The sequence below is a fragment of the Acidaminococcus sp. genome, assembly GCF_057597765.1.
Genome location: NZ_DBMBXK010000010.1, coordinates 76,479 through 97,075 on the forward strand (window position 1 = coordinate 76,479; position 20,597 = coordinate 97,075).

Annotated in this window: 18 protein-coding genes; 15 read left to right on the plus strand and 3 right to left on the minus strand. The window is 56.7% G+C overall.

Going from position 1 to position 20,597, the window contains the following annotated elements; translation table 11 throughout:
• Window positions 1-14 precede the first annotated feature (14 nt).
• The 3 genes from ACZOF8_RS08040 to ACZOF8_RS08050 are packed head-to-tail and all read left to right on the plus strand — an operon-like array spanning window position 15 to window position 4,135.
• Window positions 15-1,211, plus strand: a complete 1,197-nt coding sequence (locus ACZOF8_RS08040; RefSeq protein WP_288310840.1) for an FtsW/RodA/SpoVE family cell cycle protein — start codon at window positions 15-17, stop codon at window positions 1,209-1,211.
• A complete protein-coding gene (locus tag ACZOF8_RS08045; protein ID WP_487426749.1) occupies window positions 1,199-3,301 on the plus strand; it encodes a penicillin-binding transpeptidase domain-containing protein in 2,103 nt (700 codons plus the stop codon). Before ACZOF8_RS08040 ends, ACZOF8_RS08045 begins: the two co-directional genes overlap by 13 nt.
• Window positions 3,302-3,316: 15 nt before the next feature.
• Window positions 3,317-4,135 carry a bifunctional 5,10-methylenetetrahydrofolate dehydrogenase/5,10-methenyltetrahydrofolate cyclohydrolase gene (locus ACZOF8_RS08050; protein WP_302573903.1) on the plus strand — a complete coding sequence of 273 codons (819 nt, stop codon included), beginning with the start codon at window positions 3,317-3,319 and terminating at the stop codon, window positions 4,133-4,135.
• Here the strand turns inward: ACZOF8_RS08050 and ACZOF8_RS08055 are convergent, their stop codons facing one another.
• The gene (locus ACZOF8_RS08055; RefSeq protein WP_022487915.1) at window positions 4,136-4,531 is read right to left on the minus strand and encodes a thioesterase family protein; all 396 of its coding nucleotides are present in this window, start codon (window positions 4,529-4,531) and stop codon (window positions 4,136-4,138) included.
• Between the two features lie 141 nt (window positions 4,532-4,672).
• Between ACZOF8_RS08055 and ACZOF8_RS08060 the strand changes: the two genes are divergently transcribed.
• The 3 genes from ACZOF8_RS08060 to ACZOF8_RS08070 all read left to right on the plus strand — a co-directional run bounded on the left by ACZOF8_RS08060 (window position 4,673) and on the right by ACZOF8_RS08070 (window position 6,656).
• Window positions 4,673-5,431, plus strand: coding sequence for a hypothetical protein (locus ACZOF8_RS08060; protein ID WP_154488453.1), 759 nt, complete (start codon window positions 4,673-4,675; stop codon window positions 5,429-5,431).
• A gap of 126 nt (window positions 5,432-5,557) precedes the next feature.
• A complete protein-coding gene (locus ACZOF8_RS08065; protein ID WP_022487917.1) occupies window positions 5,558-5,953 on the plus strand; it encodes a DUF190 domain-containing protein in 396 nt (131 codons plus the stop codon).
• A 217-nt stretch (window positions 5,954-6,170) separates the two neighbouring features.
• Window positions 6,171-6,656 carry an S-ribosylhomocysteine lyase gene (locus ACZOF8_RS08070; RefSeq protein WP_487426750.1) on the plus strand — a complete coding sequence of 162 codons (486 nt, stop codon included), beginning with the start codon at window positions 6,171-6,173 and terminating at the stop codon, window positions 6,654-6,656.
• A gap of 49 nt (window positions 6,657-6,705) precedes the next feature.
• Here ACZOF8_RS08070 and ACZOF8_RS08075 read toward each other — a convergent pair whose 3' ends face one another.
• Both ACZOF8_RS08075 and ACZOF8_RS08080 read right to left on the minus strand, forming a co-directional pair.
• Window positions 6,706-8,436: a sensor histidine kinase gene (locus ACZOF8_RS08075; protein WP_487426752.1), complete on the minus strand. Its 1,731-nt coding sequence runs from the start codon at window positions 8,434-8,436 to the stop codon at window positions 6,706-6,708.
• A 15-nt stretch (window positions 8,437-8,451) separates the two neighbouring features.
• Window positions 8,452-9,129: a response regulator transcription factor gene (locus tag ACZOF8_RS08080; RefSeq protein WP_022487925.1), complete on the minus strand. Its 678-nt coding sequence runs from the start codon at window positions 9,127-9,129 to the stop codon at window positions 8,452-8,454.
• Window positions 9,130-9,321: 192 nt separating this feature from the next.
• Here ACZOF8_RS08080 and ACZOF8_RS08085 point away from each other — a divergent pair, with 192 nt between their 5' ends.
• The 9 genes from ACZOF8_RS08085 (at window position 9,322) to ACZOF8_RS08125 (ending at window position 20,384) form a co-directional block, all read left to right on the plus strand.
• Window positions 9,322-9,618: a LysM peptidoglycan-binding domain-containing protein gene (locus ACZOF8_RS08085; RefSeq protein ID WP_154488456.1), complete on the plus strand. Its 297-nt coding sequence runs from the start codon at window positions 9,322-9,324 to the stop codon at window positions 9,616-9,618.
• A gap of 125 nt (window positions 9,619-9,743) precedes the next feature.
• Window positions 9,744-10,301 carry a hypothetical protein gene (locus ACZOF8_RS08090; protein ID WP_154488457.1) on the plus strand — a complete coding sequence of 186 codons (558 nt, stop codon included), beginning with the start codon at window positions 9,744-9,746 and terminating at the stop codon, window positions 10,299-10,301.
• A gap of 118 nt (window positions 10,302-10,419) precedes the next feature.
• Window positions 10,420-11,667: a hypothetical protein gene (locus ACZOF8_RS08095; protein WP_154488458.1), complete on the plus strand. Its 1,248-nt coding sequence runs from the start codon at window positions 10,420-10,422 to the stop codon at window positions 11,665-11,667.
• Window positions 11,668-11,872: 205 nt separating this feature from the next.
• On the plus strand, window positions 11,873-13,312 hold the full coding sequence (locus tag ACZOF8_RS08100) for a carbon starvation CstA family protein (protein ID WP_288310829.1): 1,440 nt from the start codon (window positions 11,873-11,875) through the stop codon (window positions 13,310-13,312).
• 359 nt (window positions 13,313-13,671) lie between these two features.
• A complete protein-coding gene (locus tag ACZOF8_RS08105) occupies window positions 13,672-15,099 on the plus strand; it encodes an FAD-binding oxidoreductase (RefSeq protein ID WP_154488459.1) in 1,428 nt (475 codons plus the stop codon).
• Window positions 15,100-15,457: 358 nt separating this feature from the next.
• Entirely contained in the window at window positions 15,458-16,723 is a 1,266-nt protein-coding gene (locus ACZOF8_RS08110; RefSeq protein WP_154488460.1) for a hypothetical protein, read from the plus strand.
• Between the two features lie 14 nt (window positions 16,724-16,737).
• Complete coding sequence (locus ACZOF8_RS08115) at window positions 16,738-17,511, plus strand: NAD-dependent protein deacylase (protein ID WP_154488461.1); 774 nt, start codon at window positions 16,738-16,740, stop codon at window positions 17,509-17,511.
• 78 nt (window positions 17,512-17,589) lie between these two features.
• Window positions 17,590-18,870, plus strand: coding sequence for a serine--tRNA ligase (gene serS, locus ACZOF8_RS08120; RefSeq protein WP_154488462.1), 1,281 nt, complete (start codon window positions 17,590-17,592; stop codon window positions 18,868-18,870).
• Between the two features lie 344 nt (window positions 18,871-19,214).
• Complete coding sequence (locus ACZOF8_RS08125; protein WP_022487934.1) at window positions 19,215-20,384, plus strand: type III PLP-dependent enzyme; 1,170 nt, start codon at window positions 19,215-19,217, stop codon at window positions 20,382-20,384.
• Window positions 20,385-20,597: the final 213 nt, after the last annotated feature.

Genomic DNA, 20,597 nt, shown 5'->3' on the forward strand with positions numbered 1-20,597 from the left:
ATCTGAGGCGGACCATGGGAAAGCGGTTTTTGATTTGGAGCAATCCCCGGGATGCCCTGGTGCATCTCACCTATTTCCTGATGCTCCTGGGGGGTGTGAATATATTCAGCGCCAGTTTCGTGGCGGCCGGGGACATGTTCGGCAACGGCTACCACTATCTGATCCGGTATTTCATCTACGGGGCCGTAGGGCTTGTGCTGATGCACTGGATCGGACGGAAATGGGACTACCACAAGGTCTTCCGGTATAATCAGATTTTCTGCGCCGGCTGCACGGCCCTTCTCATCGCCGTGGATATTTTCGGCAAGGGCATCAAAGGTGCCCAGCGCTGGCTGATCATCGGGCCTTTTTCTTTCCAGCCGTCGGAATTCGTGAAACTGGCGGTGATCCTCCTGGGGGCCGACTGCCTGGGCCGGCTGATGGAACAGGGCATACCGCCCCGCCTCCACAAAAAGGAAACCTGCAAGGCCTTCCTGGAGGCGGCCTTCATGTCCTTCCTGGTGCTGATCCAGCCGGATATGGGGACGGCGGCCATCATCCTGACATTGATGATCGTGCTGTATCTCCTGGCCGGTCTGCCCTGGAAGGATTTCAGCATCCTGCTGGGAGGCCTTCTGGGCGGGGCTGTGGCGGCGGTGATCCAGGCTCCCTACCGGATGAACCGGGTGCGGATCTGGCTGACTCCGGAACTGGATCCTCAGGGAAACGGGTACCAGGCAGTCCAGGCCAAAATGGCCATTGGCAGCGGGGGCCTGTTCTTCGGAGAATCCGCCGGTATGGGGACCAGCAAGTTCTTTTACCTGCCGGAAGCCCATACGGACTTTGCCTTTGCCGTTTTCTGTCAGGAATGGGGCTTTGTGGGAGCCCTGTTCCTGATCCTGGTGTTCCTGCTCATGGGCCTGGCTCTTTACCGGATCGGCCAGAACACCCAGGACCGGAGGGGATTCCTGTTGGTCAGCGGAGTGAACTTCCTGGTGGTGGGCCAGGCCATTGCCAACATGGCCATGGTCTGCGGCATCCTGCCGGTCATCGGGGTGCCCCTGTCCTTCATCAGTTACGGGGGCACTTCCCTGATCATCACCCTGGTGGGAATCGGCCTGGTGCTGTCCGTGTACCGGATGGAAACGGAAGGAAAAAGGCAGCCGGCGCCTGCTGCCGGTAAGCCGGTCTCCCGGCCGGTCCGGAAGGAAACAGGGAGGTGGTCCCGGTGAAGCGGCCGTCCTTTTTCAGCCAAAAAAAGAAAAACACACCGCAGGCTCCCAGGGAACCGGTGCTGAAGCTGGATCCCACCCATCAGGCTGTCCTTCACGAAGGGAAGCTCCGGGCGGTGATCCTGGGGAAAGTCCTGGGGGTGGCGGTGCTGGCAATCATCCTGCGGCTGTTCTGGCTCCAGGTGATCCAGGGCAGTACCCTGGCCCAGGAGGCCAACGACCAGATCACCGGGGAACATACGGAAATCGCTCCCCGGGGCAGCATCGTGGACCGGAACGGGGAGGAACTGGCGGTCAGCGTGGTGAGCAAGTCTCTCTATGTGGATCCCCAGGAACTGGTGGACAATCCGGAACGGTGGCCGGCCGGGAAAATGCCCAGCCGGGATCCCAAACGGGTGGCCGCTGATGCCCTGGCTCCGGTGCTGGATCTGAAAGCGGACCAGCTGTATAAGGAATTCTGCGAGCCGGACCGGCGGTTCATCTGGGTGAAGCGGACCCTGGATCCCCATGAGGCGGACCAGGTGGAAGCCATCCTGAAGGATCAGAAACTCAGCGGCTTCCACTTCAAGGAAGAAAGCAAACGGTTCTATACGAAAAACGACCTGGCCGCTCAGGTGCTGGGTTTTGTAGGCACTGACGACCAGGGCCTGGAAGGCATGGAAGCCTCCATGGATGAAGAACTGAAGGGCCGGAAACAGAAAAAACGGAGCTTCTTCGATGCCAAGGGGAAACTGGTGGGCCGCAGCGCCCTGAACCAGGTCCAGGTCCGGCGGATGAACACGGTCCAGCTGACCATCGATGCCCGGATGCAGTTCATCCTGGAAAAGAGCCTGGATGAGGCCATCAAAAAGACCCATGCAGCCAGTGCCGCCGCCATCCTCATGGACCCCAACACCGGGGAGATCCTGGGCATGGCCAGCCGGCCCACCTTCGATCCCAACCATTTCGGGAATGCTCCCAAAGGGGCCTACATGAACCGGGGAGTAGGGATCGTCTACGAACCAGGATCCGTGTTCAAACCCATTATGGGGTCGGCGGGGCTCATGGAAGGGGTCATCACCCCCAATACCCCCTTCAACGACCAGGGGTCCATTGACGTGGGAGGCCGGCGGATCCGGAACTGGGACGGGAAGGGCATGGGCCACGTGACCTTCACCGACGTGATCAAGTTCTCCCTGAACACCGGCATGGCCGACCTGGGCCTGAAGCTGGGCGGGGAACGGGAAACCCAGTATGCCAAGGCCTTTGGCTTCGGCAGTGTCACCGGCAGCGATGTGCCCGGGGAAGAAGCGGGGATCCTGTACAATCCCAAGGATATGGTGCCTTCCGACGTGGCCACCATGGCCATCGGCCAGGGCATCGCGGTGACGCCTCTCCAGATGCTCCGGGCCATCTGCGCCATTGCCAACGGAGGGAACCTGGTGAAGCCCTATATCGTAAAGAAAGTCACCAGTCCTGACGGCCAGGTGCTGAAGGAAGGAAAGACGGAAGTGGTCCGGACGGTGATCACCCCGGAAGTGGCGGAAGAAATGCGGACCATGATGGAAAAAGTGGTTTCCGAAGGGGGCGGCAAGACCGCCCAGATCAAAGGGTACAAGATCGCCGGGAAAACCGGTACTGCTGAAAAACTGTCCCCCAAAGGGGGATACATCCCCGGGGTGTACATTGCCTCCTTTGTGGGCTTTGTGCCCAGCGATGCTCCCCGGTATGCCATGATCATCATGCTGGATTCCCCCAAAGGGGCTTTCTACGGTTCCCAGGTGTCCGCACCTATTTTCCGGGATACCCTCCAGCAGATCCTGGTGGCGGAAGGGGTCCAGCCCAGCAACTGGGACGGACTTCCCACGGTGGAATCCCTTCTGGCCAAAACCGCCAAGGAGGCGGCGCCTCTGGTGACCCTGGAAGCGGACGGGAACGGAGCGGTGAAGCTGTCCAACCTGGCCGGCCATTCCATCCGGGAAGTGGCCGGAGCCCTGGGCGGCGCCGGCCTGTCCCTGATCCCGGTGGGTAGCGGCACCAGCTGGAAGCAGAACCCGGCACCGGGGACCGTCCTCCACAGCGGGGATACGGTGACCGTGTATTTTCGGTAAGGAAAGGATGGGAGTATGGAACAGATCATCATGGCCGGGAAACCGGTCGCAGAAGAAATCCGCCGGAAGCTCCGGGACCGGTTCGCCGGAAAGACCCTGACCCTGGCCACCTTCCTGGTGGGAAACAATGAAGCGGCCCATGTGTACAAACGGAGCCTGCTGAAAACCGCTGCCAGCCTGGGCATCCATACCCGGGATGTGGAACTTCCGGAAAATGCCACCCAGGAAGAGGCGGACCTGGCACTTCGGAACCTGAGCCTGGATCCCCAGGTGGACGGGATCCTGCCCCTGGTGCCCTTTCCCCGGCACATCAGCCGGATGCAGCTGATCAGCCAGCTGGACCCGGAAAAGGACATGGACTGCATCCATCCCATCAACGGGGGCAAGCTGTACCTGGGGATAACCCCCTGGGGCCCCTGTACACCCCGGGCCTGCATGGCTCTCCTGGATTACTACAGGATCCCTTTGGAAGGCCAGAATGTGGCCATGGTGGGGTATGGAGAAGTGGTGGGCCGGCCCCTTACCCTGATGCTTATGGGCCGGTATGCCACTGTCACCGTCTGCCGTTCCCGCACAAAAAATCTGCCTGCCATTGTGCGGCAGGCAGATGTGGTCATCAGCGCAGTGGGAAAACCCAACCTGATCACTGAAGACATGCTCCGGGAAGGAGCTGTGGTGGTGGATGTGGGCATCAATTCCCAGAACGGGAAACTGGTGGGGGATGTTCCGGAAGCCGCCAAACAGGCCAGGGCTTCCGCCTATACCCCGGTTCCCGGCGGAGTGGGAGTGGTCAGCAACCTGATGGTCATGGAGACCCTCACCCGCCGGCTGTGATCATTTCTGATCCTTGGCCGCCAGTTTGCCCAGGAATTTGGCCTTGTTCACCAGGAACCGTTCATGGGTGCCCTGGCCGATGGTGCCGTAGTTGTCGGACACGGTGATCTTGAAGGTCAGTTTCCGGCCATCCACGCCCACCAGCACGGCTTTGGCGGTTACGGTCTTGCCTACGGCGGTGGCGGCGTCATGAGACAGGTTCACCCCGATCCCCACGCTGGTGGTGTCTTCGTCCAGGCAGGGATTCACAATATTGCAGGCGGCCTTTTCCATCAGGGCCAGCATGGCCGGGGTGGCATAGACATCCAGGGAGCCGCTGCCCATGGCGGCGGCGGTGTTGGTGTGGAGGACGGTGTCCGTGGCTTCGCCTACGGCGCCGATACGGAATTCTTTCATGATATCCACTTCTCTCTTTTAGAATTTTGACAATTCAATCTTACTCGTTTTTCCCGGGAAAGGCAAGGAGTCAGTGCCGGTTCCTCAGGATGGAACCGGAAGGGAAGCGAGGGGAAGATACAAGACAGCCGGGAGGGCGTTATGAAAAAGATCATGCTCCTTGGGTGCCTGCTGCTGAGCCTTTTGTTCAGCGGCTGCGCCAAAGGCCACATTACCATGGAAATCACCCGTCTGGGGGCGGCGGACCTGACCTGCAAACTGGTGACAGCACCGGTGCTGAAACCCACCGTGGATGCCTTTGAGGAGGATTTCCGAAAGGACGGATACGGGGTCCGGCCTGCCAAGGAAGGGCAGTATGAAGGGTTTGTGGCCACCAAACACTACAACCAGGTAAAGGACATCAAGGATTCCAAGGTGCTGAAGACCTTCGATATCCGGACCTGGGAACAGGCAGCCCAGGATGCTGCCGGGCCCCAGAACGGGGAAAAGGCCAAACCGGCCCAGGTGTCCCGGGAAAAGAAGGAGCCGGTGGTCCGGCTCCAGGGAGGGCTGCTGTTCGATACCATCAGCGTCCATACCGGGATCAACATGGCCCCCAAAGAGGAACTGAAGAACCGGGATGCCCAGGCCGTGCTCCAGACCCTTCTGAAACAGTTCGACCTCCGGTTCACCCTGGTGCTGCCTACGGCGGTGGATGATACCAACGCCACCCAGGTCAGCGACGACAAACGGACCCTGACCTGGAAGCTGCCCCTGGGAGAAGAGACCCCCATGGATGCCACCGTCACCTACCTGAACCCGGTGAAAGCCGCCGGCTGGCTCATGGTGCTGCTGGTGGTGGGCGGCGTGGGGAACGCCTATTACCGGAAGCGGAAAAGGATGAAGGGGACTGGAGCGTGAGCCCCAGTTTGTCAGCGGGTCTGTTGCCCATGCAACAGATCCCTTTTTAACTATTACGAAAACAATTAATTTATGTTACAATAAAATTGAAAAAAGACCAACTCATCCGAAATGGAGGGAAGACGTATGGCTGAATTTCTGAAATTGACCAAACTGACCATCTATGTAGGAGAGGATTTCTTCTACAAGGACAAACCTTTCTACAAGGCCATCTTCGACATTGCCGGGAAATACAAGATTGCCGGCTGCACGGTGATGCGGGGGACCCAGGGCTATGGGAGCCGGGTGCGGGGGAAGGAACGGAGACTGTTCATCAGTGTTTCCGAAGCCATCAACCTGCCGGTGATCATTACCATGATTGACAAAAAGGAACAGATCGAACTGCTGTATCCGTTCCTGGAGGAAAACCTGCGCCATGGGGTAGCTACAGTGGAAGAAATCGATATGCTGGCCACCAACTTCGTGAAGGAAGAGTACCAGAAAAAAATTGCCAACCGGGACAACCCGGCCATGCAGAAGTAAGGGCTGCGGAGCAGCCCAGTCACTAGTCACTAGTCACTAGCCGAAGGAAAGGACCTGTCCTTCGGCCAGGTCCTTTTGATTGTGTAAAACGTAAAAAATATAAAAGCAGCGGTTTGCATAATCAAAAGAACTCGGCTGTATGGACGGGTTCTTTTGATTGGCTGCAGACTAATGACTGAGGGTGCTGTTTGGCAGCACCCTCATACAATTTGGAGGTATGCAAATGGAAAAAGTCATTATCGAAAGTTTCACCCTGGACCATACCAAGGTCAAGGCTCCTTATGTGCGGCTGATTTCCCAGGAGACCGGGGAACATGGGGACATTGTTTCCAACTATGACATCCGGCTGTGCCAGCCCAACAAACAGGAAATCCCCACCGGGGGGATGCACACCCTGGAACATCTCCTGGCCCTTTACCTGCGGCCCCGGATCAAGGGATATCTGGACTGCTCTCCCTTCGGCTGCCGCACCGGGTTCCATCTCCTGTGCTGGGGGGTCCATGATCCCAAAGACGTGGCCAAAGCCCTGAAGGAAGCCCTGGAACTGGTGGTGAAGACCACCTGGGACCAGGTGCCCGGAACGAAAGAAAAGGAATGCGGGAACTACAAGGATCATTCCCTGTTCTGTGCCCAGGAATGGGCCAAGGAGATCCTGGCCAAAGGGATCAGCAGCGATCCGTACGAACGGAAAATCGTGGAGTAAAAAAGTGGCTGTGAAAAAATGAAGAATCATTTTTTCACAGCCACTTTTTTCATGCCCCCGGCAGCCGGATCACGAAGGTGGTGCCTTCGTTCAGGCGGCTGGTGAGGGTGATGGTCCCTTTGTGCTGCTCAACAATGTGTTTTACGATGGACAGCCCCAGGCCGCTGCCGCCGCTTTGCTTGCTCCGGCTGCCGTCCACCCGGTAGAACCGTTCGAACACCCGTTCCTGGACGTCTTCCGGGATGCCGATGCCGGTGTCCTTCACAGTAAGGATCACCTGGTCTTCCTCTTTTTTCATGGTTACGTACACATGGCCTCCCGGCCGGTTGTACTTCACTCCGTTGTCGATGAGGTTCATGGCCATTTCCCGGAGCATGCTGCTGCTGCCCCGGACCTTGTCTTCCGTAAGCTGGCAGTGGAGGGTCACCTGCTTGTCCTTGCAGAAGGGATCCATGAATTCCACCACCGACTGGATCAGCCCTCCCAGAGGAACGGCTTCCTGCATGGCCTCCGCCGGCATTTCCTCGATCCGGGACAGGAAGATGATGCTGTTGATCATTTCCAGCAGCCGGGCGGCTTCTTTCCGGATCAGCTGGCCAAAATGGGCGATGTCCTCTTTCTTCTGGTACATGCCGGCGGCCATCAGTTCCGCAAAGCCGCTGATGGAGGTAAGGGGGGTCTTCAGTTCATGGGTCACATTGGCGGTAAAGTCCCTCCGCAGCTGTTCTCGTTCCCGGGCTTCCGTAATGTCCTGGATGATCAGCATCCGGGTGGCCCGGCCCTGGGGGGGATCCAGCATCTGGAGGGCCAGCTGGTACTGGCGGCTCCGGTATTTTACCGTCTGTTTCCAGGGCTGGCTGCCCCGGAGCCGGCCCAGGGAGATCCGGGCTTCCGGAGGCAGGAAGGACATGAGGAATTTTCCCAGGAGCCGGGGCCGGCCGGCAGTGGGTTTCTCTTCCTGCTGGAGCAGCTGGAATCCCCAGGCATTGATCCACTTGATCCGCATCTGGTCGTCCAGGAGGATCACGCCCTCCTTCAGGCTGTCGGTAATTCGCTTCATGGTGTTCCGTTCCTGTTCCAGGTTCCGCAGACTCTGGTCCAGCTGTTTTCCCTGCCGGTCAATGGTGGCCAGGAAAGGAAGCAGCTCCGGATAGGAGGTGTGGAACAGCTGCCGTTCTTCTTCCGTGGTGTCTCCCTGGCCGATCTGGGACAGATACCGAGTGGCCTGGTCCAGGGGATCCAGGAGCCCCTGGGTGAGCCGGCGGACGGTGAACTGGCAGATCAGGATCAGGAGAAGCAGGGAAATGATCCACCAGGGCAGGAGCTCTTCCAGAGACCGGAGCAGTTCCGTCTGGGTCCGGGCCACCCGGAGCACGGAGCCGTCGGACAGCCGCTGGGCCGCATAAAGGGTCACTTCCTGGAGGGTGGAGGAGTGCCGGGCATCGCTGCCCTGGCCTTCGCCCAGGGCCTGGGCGATTTCCGGCCGTTCCCGGTGGTTGGGCAGGCTGCCGGCTTCTTCATAGGAATCGTAGAGCACGGTGCCGTGGCTGTCCACCCAGGTGAACCGCAGGTCCGGGGACGCCTGGCTGGAGCGCTGGAGAAACACATAGGAATCGCTGTGGTGGTTCAGTTCCGTACTCATCACCTGGGACACCTGCTGAAGATCTGCCAGGGTCTGGCGCTTGGCGGTCTGCCAGGAGGCGAAGGCACATACCAGGGCGGTGATCAGGATACAGGCCAGTCCCACCAGGAACAGATGGAGATAGATCTGTTTTTTCATAGGCGGCGTGCTCCTTTACTGGATCCGGTACCCTATACCCCGGACAGTCTGGATGATCCGGCCGGCTTCTCCCAGTTTCTGCCGGAGGCTCCGGATGTGCATGTCGATGGTGCGGCTTTCTCCGGCATAGGAGAAGGACCATACCGCTTCCATGATCTGGTCCCGGCTCAGGACGATGCCGGCGTTGGCCATCAGGTAATGGAGCAGGTCGAATTCCTTTACGGTCAGTTCGCAGGGCTGGCCCTGGGTGGTCACCTGGTGCTTCTTCAGGTCCAGGGTAATGTCCCCGCACACCAAAAGGTCCCGGTCCTGGGGTTTCTGCTGGGTACCCCGGCGGAGAACCGCTTTCACCCGGCTCAGCAGTTCCATGATCCCGAAAGGTTTGGAAATGTAGTCGTCCGCTCCGGCGTCCAGGCCGGTGACCACATCGTATTCACTGGTCCGGGCAGTGAGCATGATTACCGGGAGGCTGCTGGTGGCCGGCTGGTCCCGGAGCTTCTTCAGGATCTCCAGGCCGCTTTCCCCCGGGAGCATAATGTCCAGGAGCACCAGATCCGGCTTCTTTTCCTCCAGGGCCTTCCAGAAGGAGGCTCCGTCGGGAAAGGCCTCCGCCTGGAATTTCTGGCTGCACAGGGCATAACGGACCAGTTCCCGGATGTTTTCATCATCTTCCACACAATATATCAGCGCCATTCCATCGCACCTTCCCTTGCCGTTTTTTTTCATTATAACGTAATTCAGGAGATTCCAACAGAGGGGGAACGGTTATAACCATTCCCCGTTGGATAAGAAAAAACGAACATAGTTTCATAAACTTATTGAAAAAGCGAACAGAACGTGATATCATACACATAACAAACAAAAGTTCGAGTGGAGGGAAGAAAAATGAAGAAACTTTTACTGGGGTTGGTGCTGGTCCTGTTGGGGGTTTCTTCCCGCGGAGTGTTGGAGATGGAAGCGGTTCCCACCAGTTATCATACGGAACAGGTGGTGGTGATGCGGGGGGACAGCCTGTGGGGCATTGCCCGGAAGTACACCCATCCGGAAGAGGATGTGCGGGAAGTGATCGACCGGATCGCCAAAGCCAACCATCTGGATCTGCGCCAGGCCATCCAGCCGGGACAGAAGCTGGTGGTGCCGGTGAAACAGGACAAAAGGGAAAAGATGGTGGCCAGCCGCTGAAGGGTGATCAGGGCCTGTGAAAATATTTTCACAGGCCCTCTTTTGTTGTACAATGGAACCAAACTGACAGCAGGGGGAAGGACAATGGCTGAGGGGAAAGCACCGGAGACGCCCTCATCGGAAAGATGCACCAGGAACAAAAGGAATACCAGACCCTGATCCTGACGGAAGTGCCGGATATCAGCGAAGACAACGGGGAAGCCCAGCGGCTGCTGGACCTGACCCGGAGCGAGATCCTGTCCTCCTTCCAAAATGTAGTGCCTCTTTCCCAGACCAGCCCGGAAAAAATCAATCAGATCCGGAACTGGGGGAAAGAAAGGGCGGTACCCGCTTCCGGACGGCCTATCGGAGAAGAACAACTGCCGGCCAGGACCGGGAAGCTGGACCCCCGGTTCCTGGAAAAGGTACTGGAAACCATCCGGAAGGATTTTCCGGAAATCCGGTGCCTGGGACAGTTCCTGGGGATCCTGGCAGTTTGCCGGATCGATGATTCCTATGATGTGCACATACTGGACTTCCAGGGACAGGTGATCCGCCATTTCCACAAGGGGGAACCGCTGCCGGAAGGGTTGGAGAAGGGACGGAACCTGGCCCTGTACGGAGGTTACGCCTTTGTGGAAGTGTACACCGACTGCTGCCGGGGGGTGTTCGGCGACGGCCAGGTGGCGGTGATCCCGGACTGAGGGGAATGTGTGACACTTTTCAGACACCGGGCCCTGGAGACTGACGGGCCCGGGGAAATATGCTATACTAAAGGCAGAAAACCGGTTTGTTGTGAAGACAATGACAGGAGGGATTACTATGACAGAAGAAATGGATAAACGGGACGAAATGGAAAAGGAAGAAGATGCGGTAGAAGCGGAAACCCGTCCCATGGATGAAGAAGTGGACGAGGAAGAGGCCCTGGGTCCGGAAGACATTGCCCGGGAATCGGAACGGATTATCCGTTGGGGGGCTGCCCGGGCCAGTGTCATTGTCATGACGCCTTTCCTGGGGAGCCTGGCTCTCATGGCCAACGAGGTGTACATGATCACCCGGCTCTGTGACCTGCGGGGAGTGGAACTGGAAACCGGGGCCATTGCCGGGCTGGTAGGGTCCCTGGGGGCTTCCTTCGTGGGGCAGACCGTGTTCACGGTAATCCCCTTCCCGCCGCTCCAGGTTCCCATGGCCGTAGGCATCACCTACGCCGTGGGGAAAGCGGCCAACGCCTGGCTGGATGCCGGCCGGCCTGATGACCTGAGCCAGTTCAAAGATCTCTATGAACAGGCCCGGAAGGAAGGCATGGAGAAATTCCGGGAATTTAACAAGGACAAGAACAGGAACATCCCTCTGGGGGATGAACGGCGGAAAGTGGCGGAAAAGGCCAAACCCCTTTTCGACAAACTGAAGAGCCGGGCGGATGAAGCTGCGGACCGGCTCAGCGAAGTGGCCGGGAACATGGGCACCTATGTGGAAGACCTTAACGAACTGGTGGCTCCCTTCAAGGAAGGGGTGAGCCGGTGGGTGAACGCCCAGACCTTCGAACAGCTGCGCCGGGGCGAAGTGGCAGTCCCCTATACGGACCTGGCCAAGGGCCTGGGAGAAGCCATGAAGGACAGCGAATTCCAGTTCCGGGAATGCCGGTACAAGGGGGACCATCAGCTGGAAGTCACTGTGGAACATGAAAAATACGGGACCCTTACTGCGGATGTGGAAATCGAGGCTCTGGCCCTTAACAACACCGCCTCCTATGCCCGGTTCCGGATCCACGATTTCGCCATTGCGGACAACAAGCTGGGCGAACTGCTGGTACGGCTCCTGGGTACCCGGATCATCATGAGCCTGGTGAACGCCATTTTCAACATGACGGTGGTGAACCGGGACGACCTGATCTGCACTTTCAGCGATCAGAGCCTGACGGTGGACTTCACCGACGTGATCAAGAAGAGCAAACTGGCCCAGCTGAAAGTGAAGGGCTTCAACCTGTTCGACCTGGTGCGGCTCACCGGACTGGTGCCGGAAGCAGACGGGCTCCACATCTACAGCCAGTGGGGTCTGAAAAGGAAGTAACTTCTTGGCAATTGTCTACAACCAAAATCACATGTGTTTTCAACAAGAGGGAAGGTGATACACCTTCCCTCTTCATTTAACGCAATATAGTAAATATACACAGAATTACCACAATTCCTGTGGATTTTTTGTGAAAGAAGGCTTATAATGAACTCGACAGTAAAACTTGCGAATTGAAGGGGTTCGCAGAAGGGGGTTTTATTCAATGATTAGCTTCTTTGTGTGTCTTGCTATTTTAATTGGTGGTTATTTCATCTATGGCGGATACGTAGAAAGCTGCTTCCGTCCTCCTATCGATGACAGAAAGACTCCTGCCTATCGTCTGGAAGATGGCGTTGACTACGTACCTATGGAAAACTGGCGGGTTTTCCTGATTCAGCTGCTGAATATTGCTGGCCTGGGTCCTATTTTCGGTGCTCTGGCTGGGGCCATGTGGGGCCCGGCTGTATTCCTTTGGATCACTTTCGGCACGGTGTTTGCCGGCGGTGTCCATGACTTCATCTCCGGCGTACTGTCCGAACGGAACGATGGGGCCTCTATTTCCGAACTGTGCGGCAAATATCTGGGCGCGACCATGAGACACATTATGCGTGGGTTCTCCGTTGTGCTGCTGATCCTGGTAGGCGTTGCCTTCACTACTGGCCCTGCCGGCCTGCTGACCAAGATTACCCCGCTCAGCTACAACTTCTGGCTGGTTATCTTACTGATCTATTATTTCTGTGCTACCTTCCTGCCGGTGGATAAACTGATCGGGAAACTGTATCCGTTCTTCGGATTCTGCCTGATCTTCATGGCTGTGGGCGTTGGGACCATGCTCTTTGCTGAAGGGTACCATGTTCCTGAAATCACCCTCACCAACATGCATCCGAAAGGAACCCCGATCTGGCCGATCATGTTCATCACCGTGGCCTGCGGCGCCATCTCCGGTTTCCATTCCACCCAGTCTCCTATTATGGCCCGCTGCATCAAGAGTGAACGTGACTGCCACAAGATTTTCTACGGAGCCATGGTCTGCGAAGGGATCATTGCTCTGATCTGGGCTGCTGCCGGTGTTTCCTTCTATGGCAACACTGCCGGCCTGAGCGACGCTTTCGTGAAATACCATGGCGCCGGCGGCGTTGTATATGACATCTGCTCCGGCCTGATGGGCTATCTGGGCACCGTCATCGCCATGATCGGTGTTATTGCCTGCCCTGTATCCTCCGCTGATACGGCCTTCCGTTCCGCCCGGTACACCATCGTTGACTGGTTCAAGATTGACCAGCACACCCTGGCTTCCCGTCTGAAACTGGCTTTGCCCATCATCGCTGTAGGCGGCATCCTGACCCAGGTAGACGTAACCATCCTGTGGAGATACTTCTCCTGGACCAACCAGACCCTGGCCATGCTGGTACTGTGGTCCGGTGCCATGTACCTGTACGCCAACAAGGGCAATGCCTGGATCGCTATTATCCCTGCTACCTTCATGAGCGCCGTATCCTGCACCTACATCCTGGTTGCCAAGGAAGGGCTGCAGCTGAGCACTTCCATTGCCTACCCTGTAGGCGTTGTGTTCGCCATCGTTGCCTTCTGCCTGTTCTGGAAACGGGCCAAGAAAGTGGACAGTGGGGAACTGGATATTGCAGACAAACCTGTCCAAGGCTGATCCCTTGTAAAAAATCGATTCCCTTCAGGAAAACCCGGGAGCTTGTCTCCCGGGTTTTCTTTTGCTTCCGGACTGTCTCCGGAGGCAGAACGGATGTGAGGGAGGCAAGGAATGAAAAAATGTAAATAAAAATAATTCATATGATGAATATGCGCTGAAATCCCATTTCTCTATAAAAAACGTTACAGTTTTCCGTAGAAAATGTATAAATTAAATAAAAAATATGTATATATAACATAAAGAAAAGAAAAAAGCCCTTTACTTGTATACAGAATATGGTATACTAGGGAACATCATCGTCAGTGAGAGAAAGACGAAAAAACGTATGGATTACAATATACAGGGAAGAGGGTATAAAAATGGAACACAAGTATAACCCGGTTACGCCGGAACTAGTGGAAGAACTGAAAAAAGTGGTAGGGGACCGGTATGTAAAGACCGATGAAGAGTATCTGGAACAGTACCAGACCGATGAAGAAGGGAACCCCCATTTCTTCAAGAAGCCGGAAGTGGTGGTATTCCCCGGCACCACCGAAGAAGTGGCAGAAGTGGTGAAACTGGCCAACAAGTATCTGGTACCCATCACCCCCCGGTCCGCCGGCACCGGTGTGGCCTGCGGCGCCATCCCCATCTATCATGGCATGGTGGTGGAACTCCAGCGGATGAACAAGATCCTGAAACTGGATGCGGACAATTTCTATGCCGTTTGTCAGACCGGGGTATTCACCGGTCAGCTCCAGGCAGAAGCCAAGAAGGCCGGTGTCATGTACGCCGGGGATCCGTCCAGTGCGGAATCCTGCCAGATCGGCGGCAACGTGGCCAACAATGCCGGGGGCAACCGGGCCGTCCGGTACGGCACCACCCGGGATCAGATCTATGCCCTGAAAGTGGTCACTCCCACCGGGGATATTGTGGATGTGGGCGCCCGGCTGAAGAAATGCTCCACCGGCCTGTGTCTGGAACAGCTTTTTGCCGGCAGTGAAGGGACCCTGGGGATCATCACGGAAGTCACCGTAAAGCTCCGTCCTCTGCCTCCCTATTCCTTCAACATGGTCTGCGTGTTCAATACGGACAAGGAAGCCTTTGCCCTGCCCAACAAGATCCTGAAGGCCGGCATCGATCCCACTTCCATTGAATATATGGGCAACTCCGCCATCGACATGACCTGCAAATACCTGGACAACATGGAAATGCCCCATGTGAAGGAAGGGTGCTGCTACGTGATCGTTACGGTGGAAAGCTTCGACCAGGATGAATCTGACCGGAAAATGGAAAAACTCTGCGACCTGGCGGAAGCCAATGGCTCCATCGATGAATTCGAAGCGGATCAGCGGATCTGGACCCTGCGGAAACAGTTTGCTGAAGCTGCCCGGGACATTGACAAAATGTTCCAGACCGAAGACTTCGTGGTACCTCTGGACAAAATCGCGGAAATGACCGCCCAGATCCCTGAACTGGAAAAGAAATACAATCTGTACACCGTGACCGTGGCCCATATCGGGGACGGGAACATCCATGTACTGCCTCTGAACAAATACGGCCTGTCTCCGGAAGACTGGTTCAAGACCATCAAAGCCTTCCATGCAGACCTGTTCCCCCGGGTCTATGCCCTGGGCGGAAAAATGAGCGGGGAACACGGCATCGGCTACAAGAAGCTGGAAGAATTTGCCCGCTGCACCCCTGAAGGGGAAGTAAAACTGATCAAAGCCATCAAACAAGCCCTGGATCCCAACAATATCATGAATCCCGGGAAACTGGTGGATGTGAACGGAGATTTTGTGGCGTAAAAAAAGGGGGTGTTGCACGTTGCGTGTAACACCCCCTAGCTGTAGAGCCGCATAGCGGCTCAAGTCTGGAGTCTGAAGTCTGGAGCCGAATGTTAAATTTGCATGCAAATTTTTGAATGTGTAGAACCTTTAGACGAAATGATTGCTCAGATTGATTTCGATTCTGGTTGTACGTAATCAAAAGGATCCGTCTAGCCAGACGGATCCTGTCCTGAGGCTTCCGACTTCAGACGCCTGACTTCCGACTAAGGGGCTGTTGCGCATGCAACAGCCCCTTTTTTCCTTTCCCCGTATGGATTATAATAAGAACTGTAACGATCCATCCAACAGAAGGGGCCTTGGGCCTACAGGAGTCCATATGAAACCATCCATGAAGGGGCTGCTCCTGGCGCTGGTGCTGTGGGGAAGCCTGCTGCCGGCCGCCTGGGCCGCCGGCGGAAACACAACTGAACAAGGAGCGGCTGCCCAGGAACCCGCGGAGGGGGCCGGAGGCCATCTGGAAATCAGCCAGCCTCTGGCGGAGTCCGGTATTTCCCGGCAGAAGGATCTGAAGGCGGAACTGCTGGCCAGATACGGCACCCGGGAAAAGGCCCGGGAGAAATTCAAGGATCCCCGGAACGATGTACAGTTTTCCCTGCCGGAGGGCTTTGCCCTCCAGGGCCTTTACGGCCGGGGCAAACACCAGGAAGACATCCTGATGCGGGCTTCCCGGGGAGATACGATGCTGGTGTACATGGCCAACGGGGCCATGATGAAAACCGACGGTGAGAAGGAAGCCAAACCTTTCCAGTCGGAAAAGATCATGCTGGAACTGACCCTGCGGACCTATGAAGAAGAGGCCAAAGCCAAGGACATCCCGGTCCAGGCTGCGGAAATGGGCGAATTTGCCGGCCGGGAGGGGCTCCACATCCGGCAGCTGGAAAACGGGAAGGTGTCGGACCGGTACTTTTTCGGGGACCGGAAGAATCTGTACAGCCTCAGCTTCCTGATTCCTGAAAAAGAGGCCGGGACCCTGGAACCGGCCGTCCGGCAGGTGCTGGATTCGCTGGAAATCGGCGGGGCCTATGAACGGATCACCCTGCCCCACAGCGGGGTTTCCTACGAAATCCCCTTTGGGAGCGTGGACATCCAGAAGGCAGCGGATCCCGGGGATCCCCACCAGCTGTCCCGGCTCCATCTGGACAACCAGCTGGTCACCGGGGTGATCTTCCAGTCTCTCCAGGAAAACATGGACTATGCTTTCCTGCCGGACAGCCTGGAAGATCTGTGTGACCAGGACCGGGAAAATCTCTGCCGGCTTATGACGGAGAACCGCCGGGCCAAGTGGGAGAAGAGCCACCCGGGCCTGTCCCTGAAGGAAAACCGGACCTATTTCTCCAAAGCGGCAGGGCGGACCTGTATTGTGGAGGAAGAAGTGACCCCGGGAGGCAAAAGCCTGGGATACGTGTTCCTCCGGAAGGGCACCCTTCTTTCCCTGGATTATTTCCAGCTGGGAGCCCGGGACCAGCAGAAGGTCATCGACCATTCGGTAAACAGCCTCCAGTGGAAGGATCCGGAGCCCCCTGTCCGGGCGGGTAAAAAGGTCCCGGCACCGGCACCGAAACCCAAATATGGAGGAGAATAAAGGAGCTGACAGCCATGGAACAGAAAGAATTTGAGCAGGATGTGGACACCCTGGATCAATGGATCCGGGAATCTCAGAAAATCGTGTTCTTTGGAGGGGCCGGGGTTTCCACCGCCAGCGGCATCCCGGATTTCCGCAGCAAGGATGGACTGTACAACCAGCACGATGTGCGGTTCGACCAGTACCGGCCGGAATACCTTCTCAGCCACAGCTGCCTGGTGAATGAACCAAAAGTCTATTTCGAATTCCACCGGCAGAAAATGGATACCCGGAAGATCCAGCCCAACAAGGCCCACAAATATCTGGCGGCCCTGGAAAAGACCGGGAAGCTGCTGGGCATCGTGACCCAGAACATCGACGGGCTCCACCAGAAGGCCGGCAGCCGGAAGGTGTTCGAAATCCACGGCAGTGCCCTGCGGAACTACTGCATGAGCTGCGGGAAGACCTATCCTGCGGACTACATCTTCGAATCCAAAGAACCGGTGCCTCACTGCTCCTGCAGGGGCGTGATCCGTCCGGACATTACCCTGTATGAAGAGATGCTCCCGGATGAAGCGGTGGAAAATGCTGTACGGGCCATTTCGGAAGCAGACATGATGATCATTGCCGGCACCTCCCTGACCGTGTACCCGGCCGCCTCCTTCATCAACTATTTCCATGGGAAACGGCTGGTGATCCTGAACCGGGATCCTCTGTCCGTCCATATGAAGGCGGACACCCTGGTGATTACGGAAAACATGGACAAGGTGTTCGGGGCCCTGGCGGCCAAAGAAGGAATTGCCCTGTAGGCAGGAAAGGATGCTTTTTCCGGGGCTTTTGTGCTATAATGACAGAAGTATTGCATAGAATTTTTGGGGGTTATAGTTATGTTGGATCTGAAATTTGTCCGGGACAACACGGAAAAGGTTGCCCAGGCTCTGAAAAACCGTCATGCGAAAGTGGATCTGGAAGAATTCAAGGCTTTGGACCAGGAACGCCGGTCCCTGCTCCAGGAAGTGGAAGGAGACAAAAGCCAGCGGAATACGGTAAGCGCTGAAATCAGCCAGATGAAGCGGAACGGGGAAGACGCAACGGAAAAAATCACCGCCATGCGGGCCCTGGGGGACAAAATCGCGGAAGCGGACAAAAAGGTGAAGGATGTGGAAGCACGGCTCCAGGCTGTGATGCTCACCATCCCCAACATGCCGGCGGCAGATGTGCCGGTGGGCAAGGATGATACGGAAAATCCGGAAGTGCGGAAATGGGGGGAACCCACCCATTTTGACTTCGAACCAAAAGCCCATTGGGAAATCGGGGAAAAACTGGGGATCCTGGATGCAGAACGGGCTGCCAAAGTGTCCGGTGCCCGGTTCTACTACTACAAAGGGGCTGGTGCCCGTCTGGAACGTGCCGTCTACAACTTCATGCTGGACCAGCACACCCGGAAGGACGGCTATACGGAAGTGATCCCGCCTTATATTGTGAACACCGCTTCCATGACCGGTACCGGGCAACTGCCCAAATTCCACGAAGACATGTACAAAGTGGAAGGCCAGGACATGTACCTGATCCCCACGGCTGAAGTGCCTCTGACCAACTACTACCGGGGTGAAATCCTGAACGGGGACGACCTGCCCATCTATCTTACCGCCATGACCCCTTGCTTCCGGGCTGAAGCCGGCAGCGCCGGCCGGGATACCCGGGGGCTGATCCGGCAGCACCAGTTCCACAAGGTGGAAATGGTGAAGTTCTGCAAACCGGAAACCAGCTATGACGAACTGGAAAAACTGGTGGGCAATGCGGAAGACATCCTGAAGGCCTTGAAGCTGCCCTACCATGTGGTGTGCCTGTGCACCGGGGATCTGGGCTTCTCCGCTGCCAAATGCTACGATGTGGAAGTCTGGTTCCCGGAACAGAACAAATACCGGGAAATCTCTTCCTGCTCCAACACGGAAGACTTCCAGGCCCGCCGGGCCAATATCCGGTTCCGCCGGGATGCCAAGTCCAAACCGGAATACGTCCATACCCTCAACGGCTCCGGACTGGCTGTAGGCCGTACGGTGGCCGCCATCCTGGAAAACTACCAGCAGGCCGATGGGTCCGTGGTGGTGCCGGAAGTGCTCCGTCCCTACATGGGCTGCGATGTGATTACGGGAGTCAATTCCTGATAGTGTGCAGATATTCACTACAATTGAATATTTATCCAACACCCGCCTTTTCCGGCGGGTGTTTCTTTTGTTTCACAATGGACCGGACGGGCTCATACGGGCTCATACTCCCTGATTCGTCCAAAATTGAGCAAAACAGAATTATTCATTGTTATGCTGAACAAAAGTGATTGGTGAATATTTTTCTTTAAACTCCTTAAAACTCCTTCCATCTCCTCGATTTTCCTTTATTTTCCTCTTGCACTTTCAGTTCATCGTAGTATAATGAACTACGAATTTAAGGAAGGCCGCGTCTGTCCCGGCAAAAGCCGGAACGCAGCTGCAGGCCCAAAGGGGGATGGATAATGAACGAACAAAGCTTTTTCCAATTGACCCAAGATGCTGTCACCAGCCTGGCTGAAAGGTATGGAACTCCTCTTCTGGTACTGTCTCTGGAACAGGTTGAGAAAAACTATGATATCCTGCGGGAGCATATCCCGCAATTGAAAATACATTATGCCATGAAAGCCAATCCGGACCTCCATATCCTGGATCTGCTGATCAACAAGGGAGCCTGCTTCGACGTGGCCAGCGACGGAGAAATCCGTACCCTGAGCCAGCTGGGCGTTTCCGGGGACCGGATGATCTACGCCAACCCCATCAAGCTGGATGCCGGGTTCCAGGCCTGCCGGGATGCCGGGGTGTACCGGATGACCTATGACAGCGAAAGCGAGATCAAAAAGATCGCGGAACACTGCCCGGGCGCCACGGTGCTGCTGCGGCTGCGGATCGACAATGCCAAGGCCCATGTGGACCTGAACAAGAAGTTTGGCTGCCCCCGGGAAAAAGCCCTGGACCTGATGCTGAAGGCCAAAGAAGCCGGACTGGATGTGGCCGGCATTGCCTTCCATGTAGGCAGCCAGACGGTGGCGGCGGATCCCTATTTCCACGCCATGGACATTACCAAGGAACTGATGGCCGAAGCCCGGGCCAAGGGACTGACCATGCGGGTACTGGACATCGGCGGGGGCTTCCCCATTCCGGAAACCGGAGTCCATTACAATCTGACGGCTCTCCTGGACCAGGTGTCTGCCCGGCTCCAGGAAGACTTCTCCGACCTGGAGATCTGGGCAGAACCGGGCCGGTACATGTGCGGCACCGCCGTGAACCTGATCACCCGGGTAATCGGGGAAAACGAACGGAACGGCCAGCACTGGTATTTCCTGGATGACGGGATCTACGGGACTTTCTCCGGGGTGATCTTCGACCAGTGGGATTTCAAGCTGATCAGCTTCAAGGAAGGGAAAAAGATCCCGGCCACTTTCGCCGGGCCCAGCTGCGATTCCCTGGACATTATGTTCCGGGGGAAGATGACCGAGCCTCTGGAAGTGGGAGACCTGCTGCTGGTCCCTGTCTGCGGGGCCTACACCTCCGCTTCCGCCACCACCTTCAACGGGTTTAAAAAGGCCCGGACGGTGATCTGGGAGGAAGTGCGGGAAGAACTGGGCATGGACGCCATGAGTGTGGCGGTGTAAGAAAAAGGGGCTGTTGCGTGAGCAACAGCCCCTTTTTGGGGTCTCGAGCTATGGGTCTCGAGTCTCGGGCCTTTGGATAGAACCTGTCCTTCTTATTGTGTATAACCGTAGGGGGCGCAGGCCCGGCGCCCCGCAAAATGCACAGATAATCGATGATTTGGCGGGCTACCCGGCGTGCAGCCCCTACGGTACCGGTTTACCCGTTCAAAAATT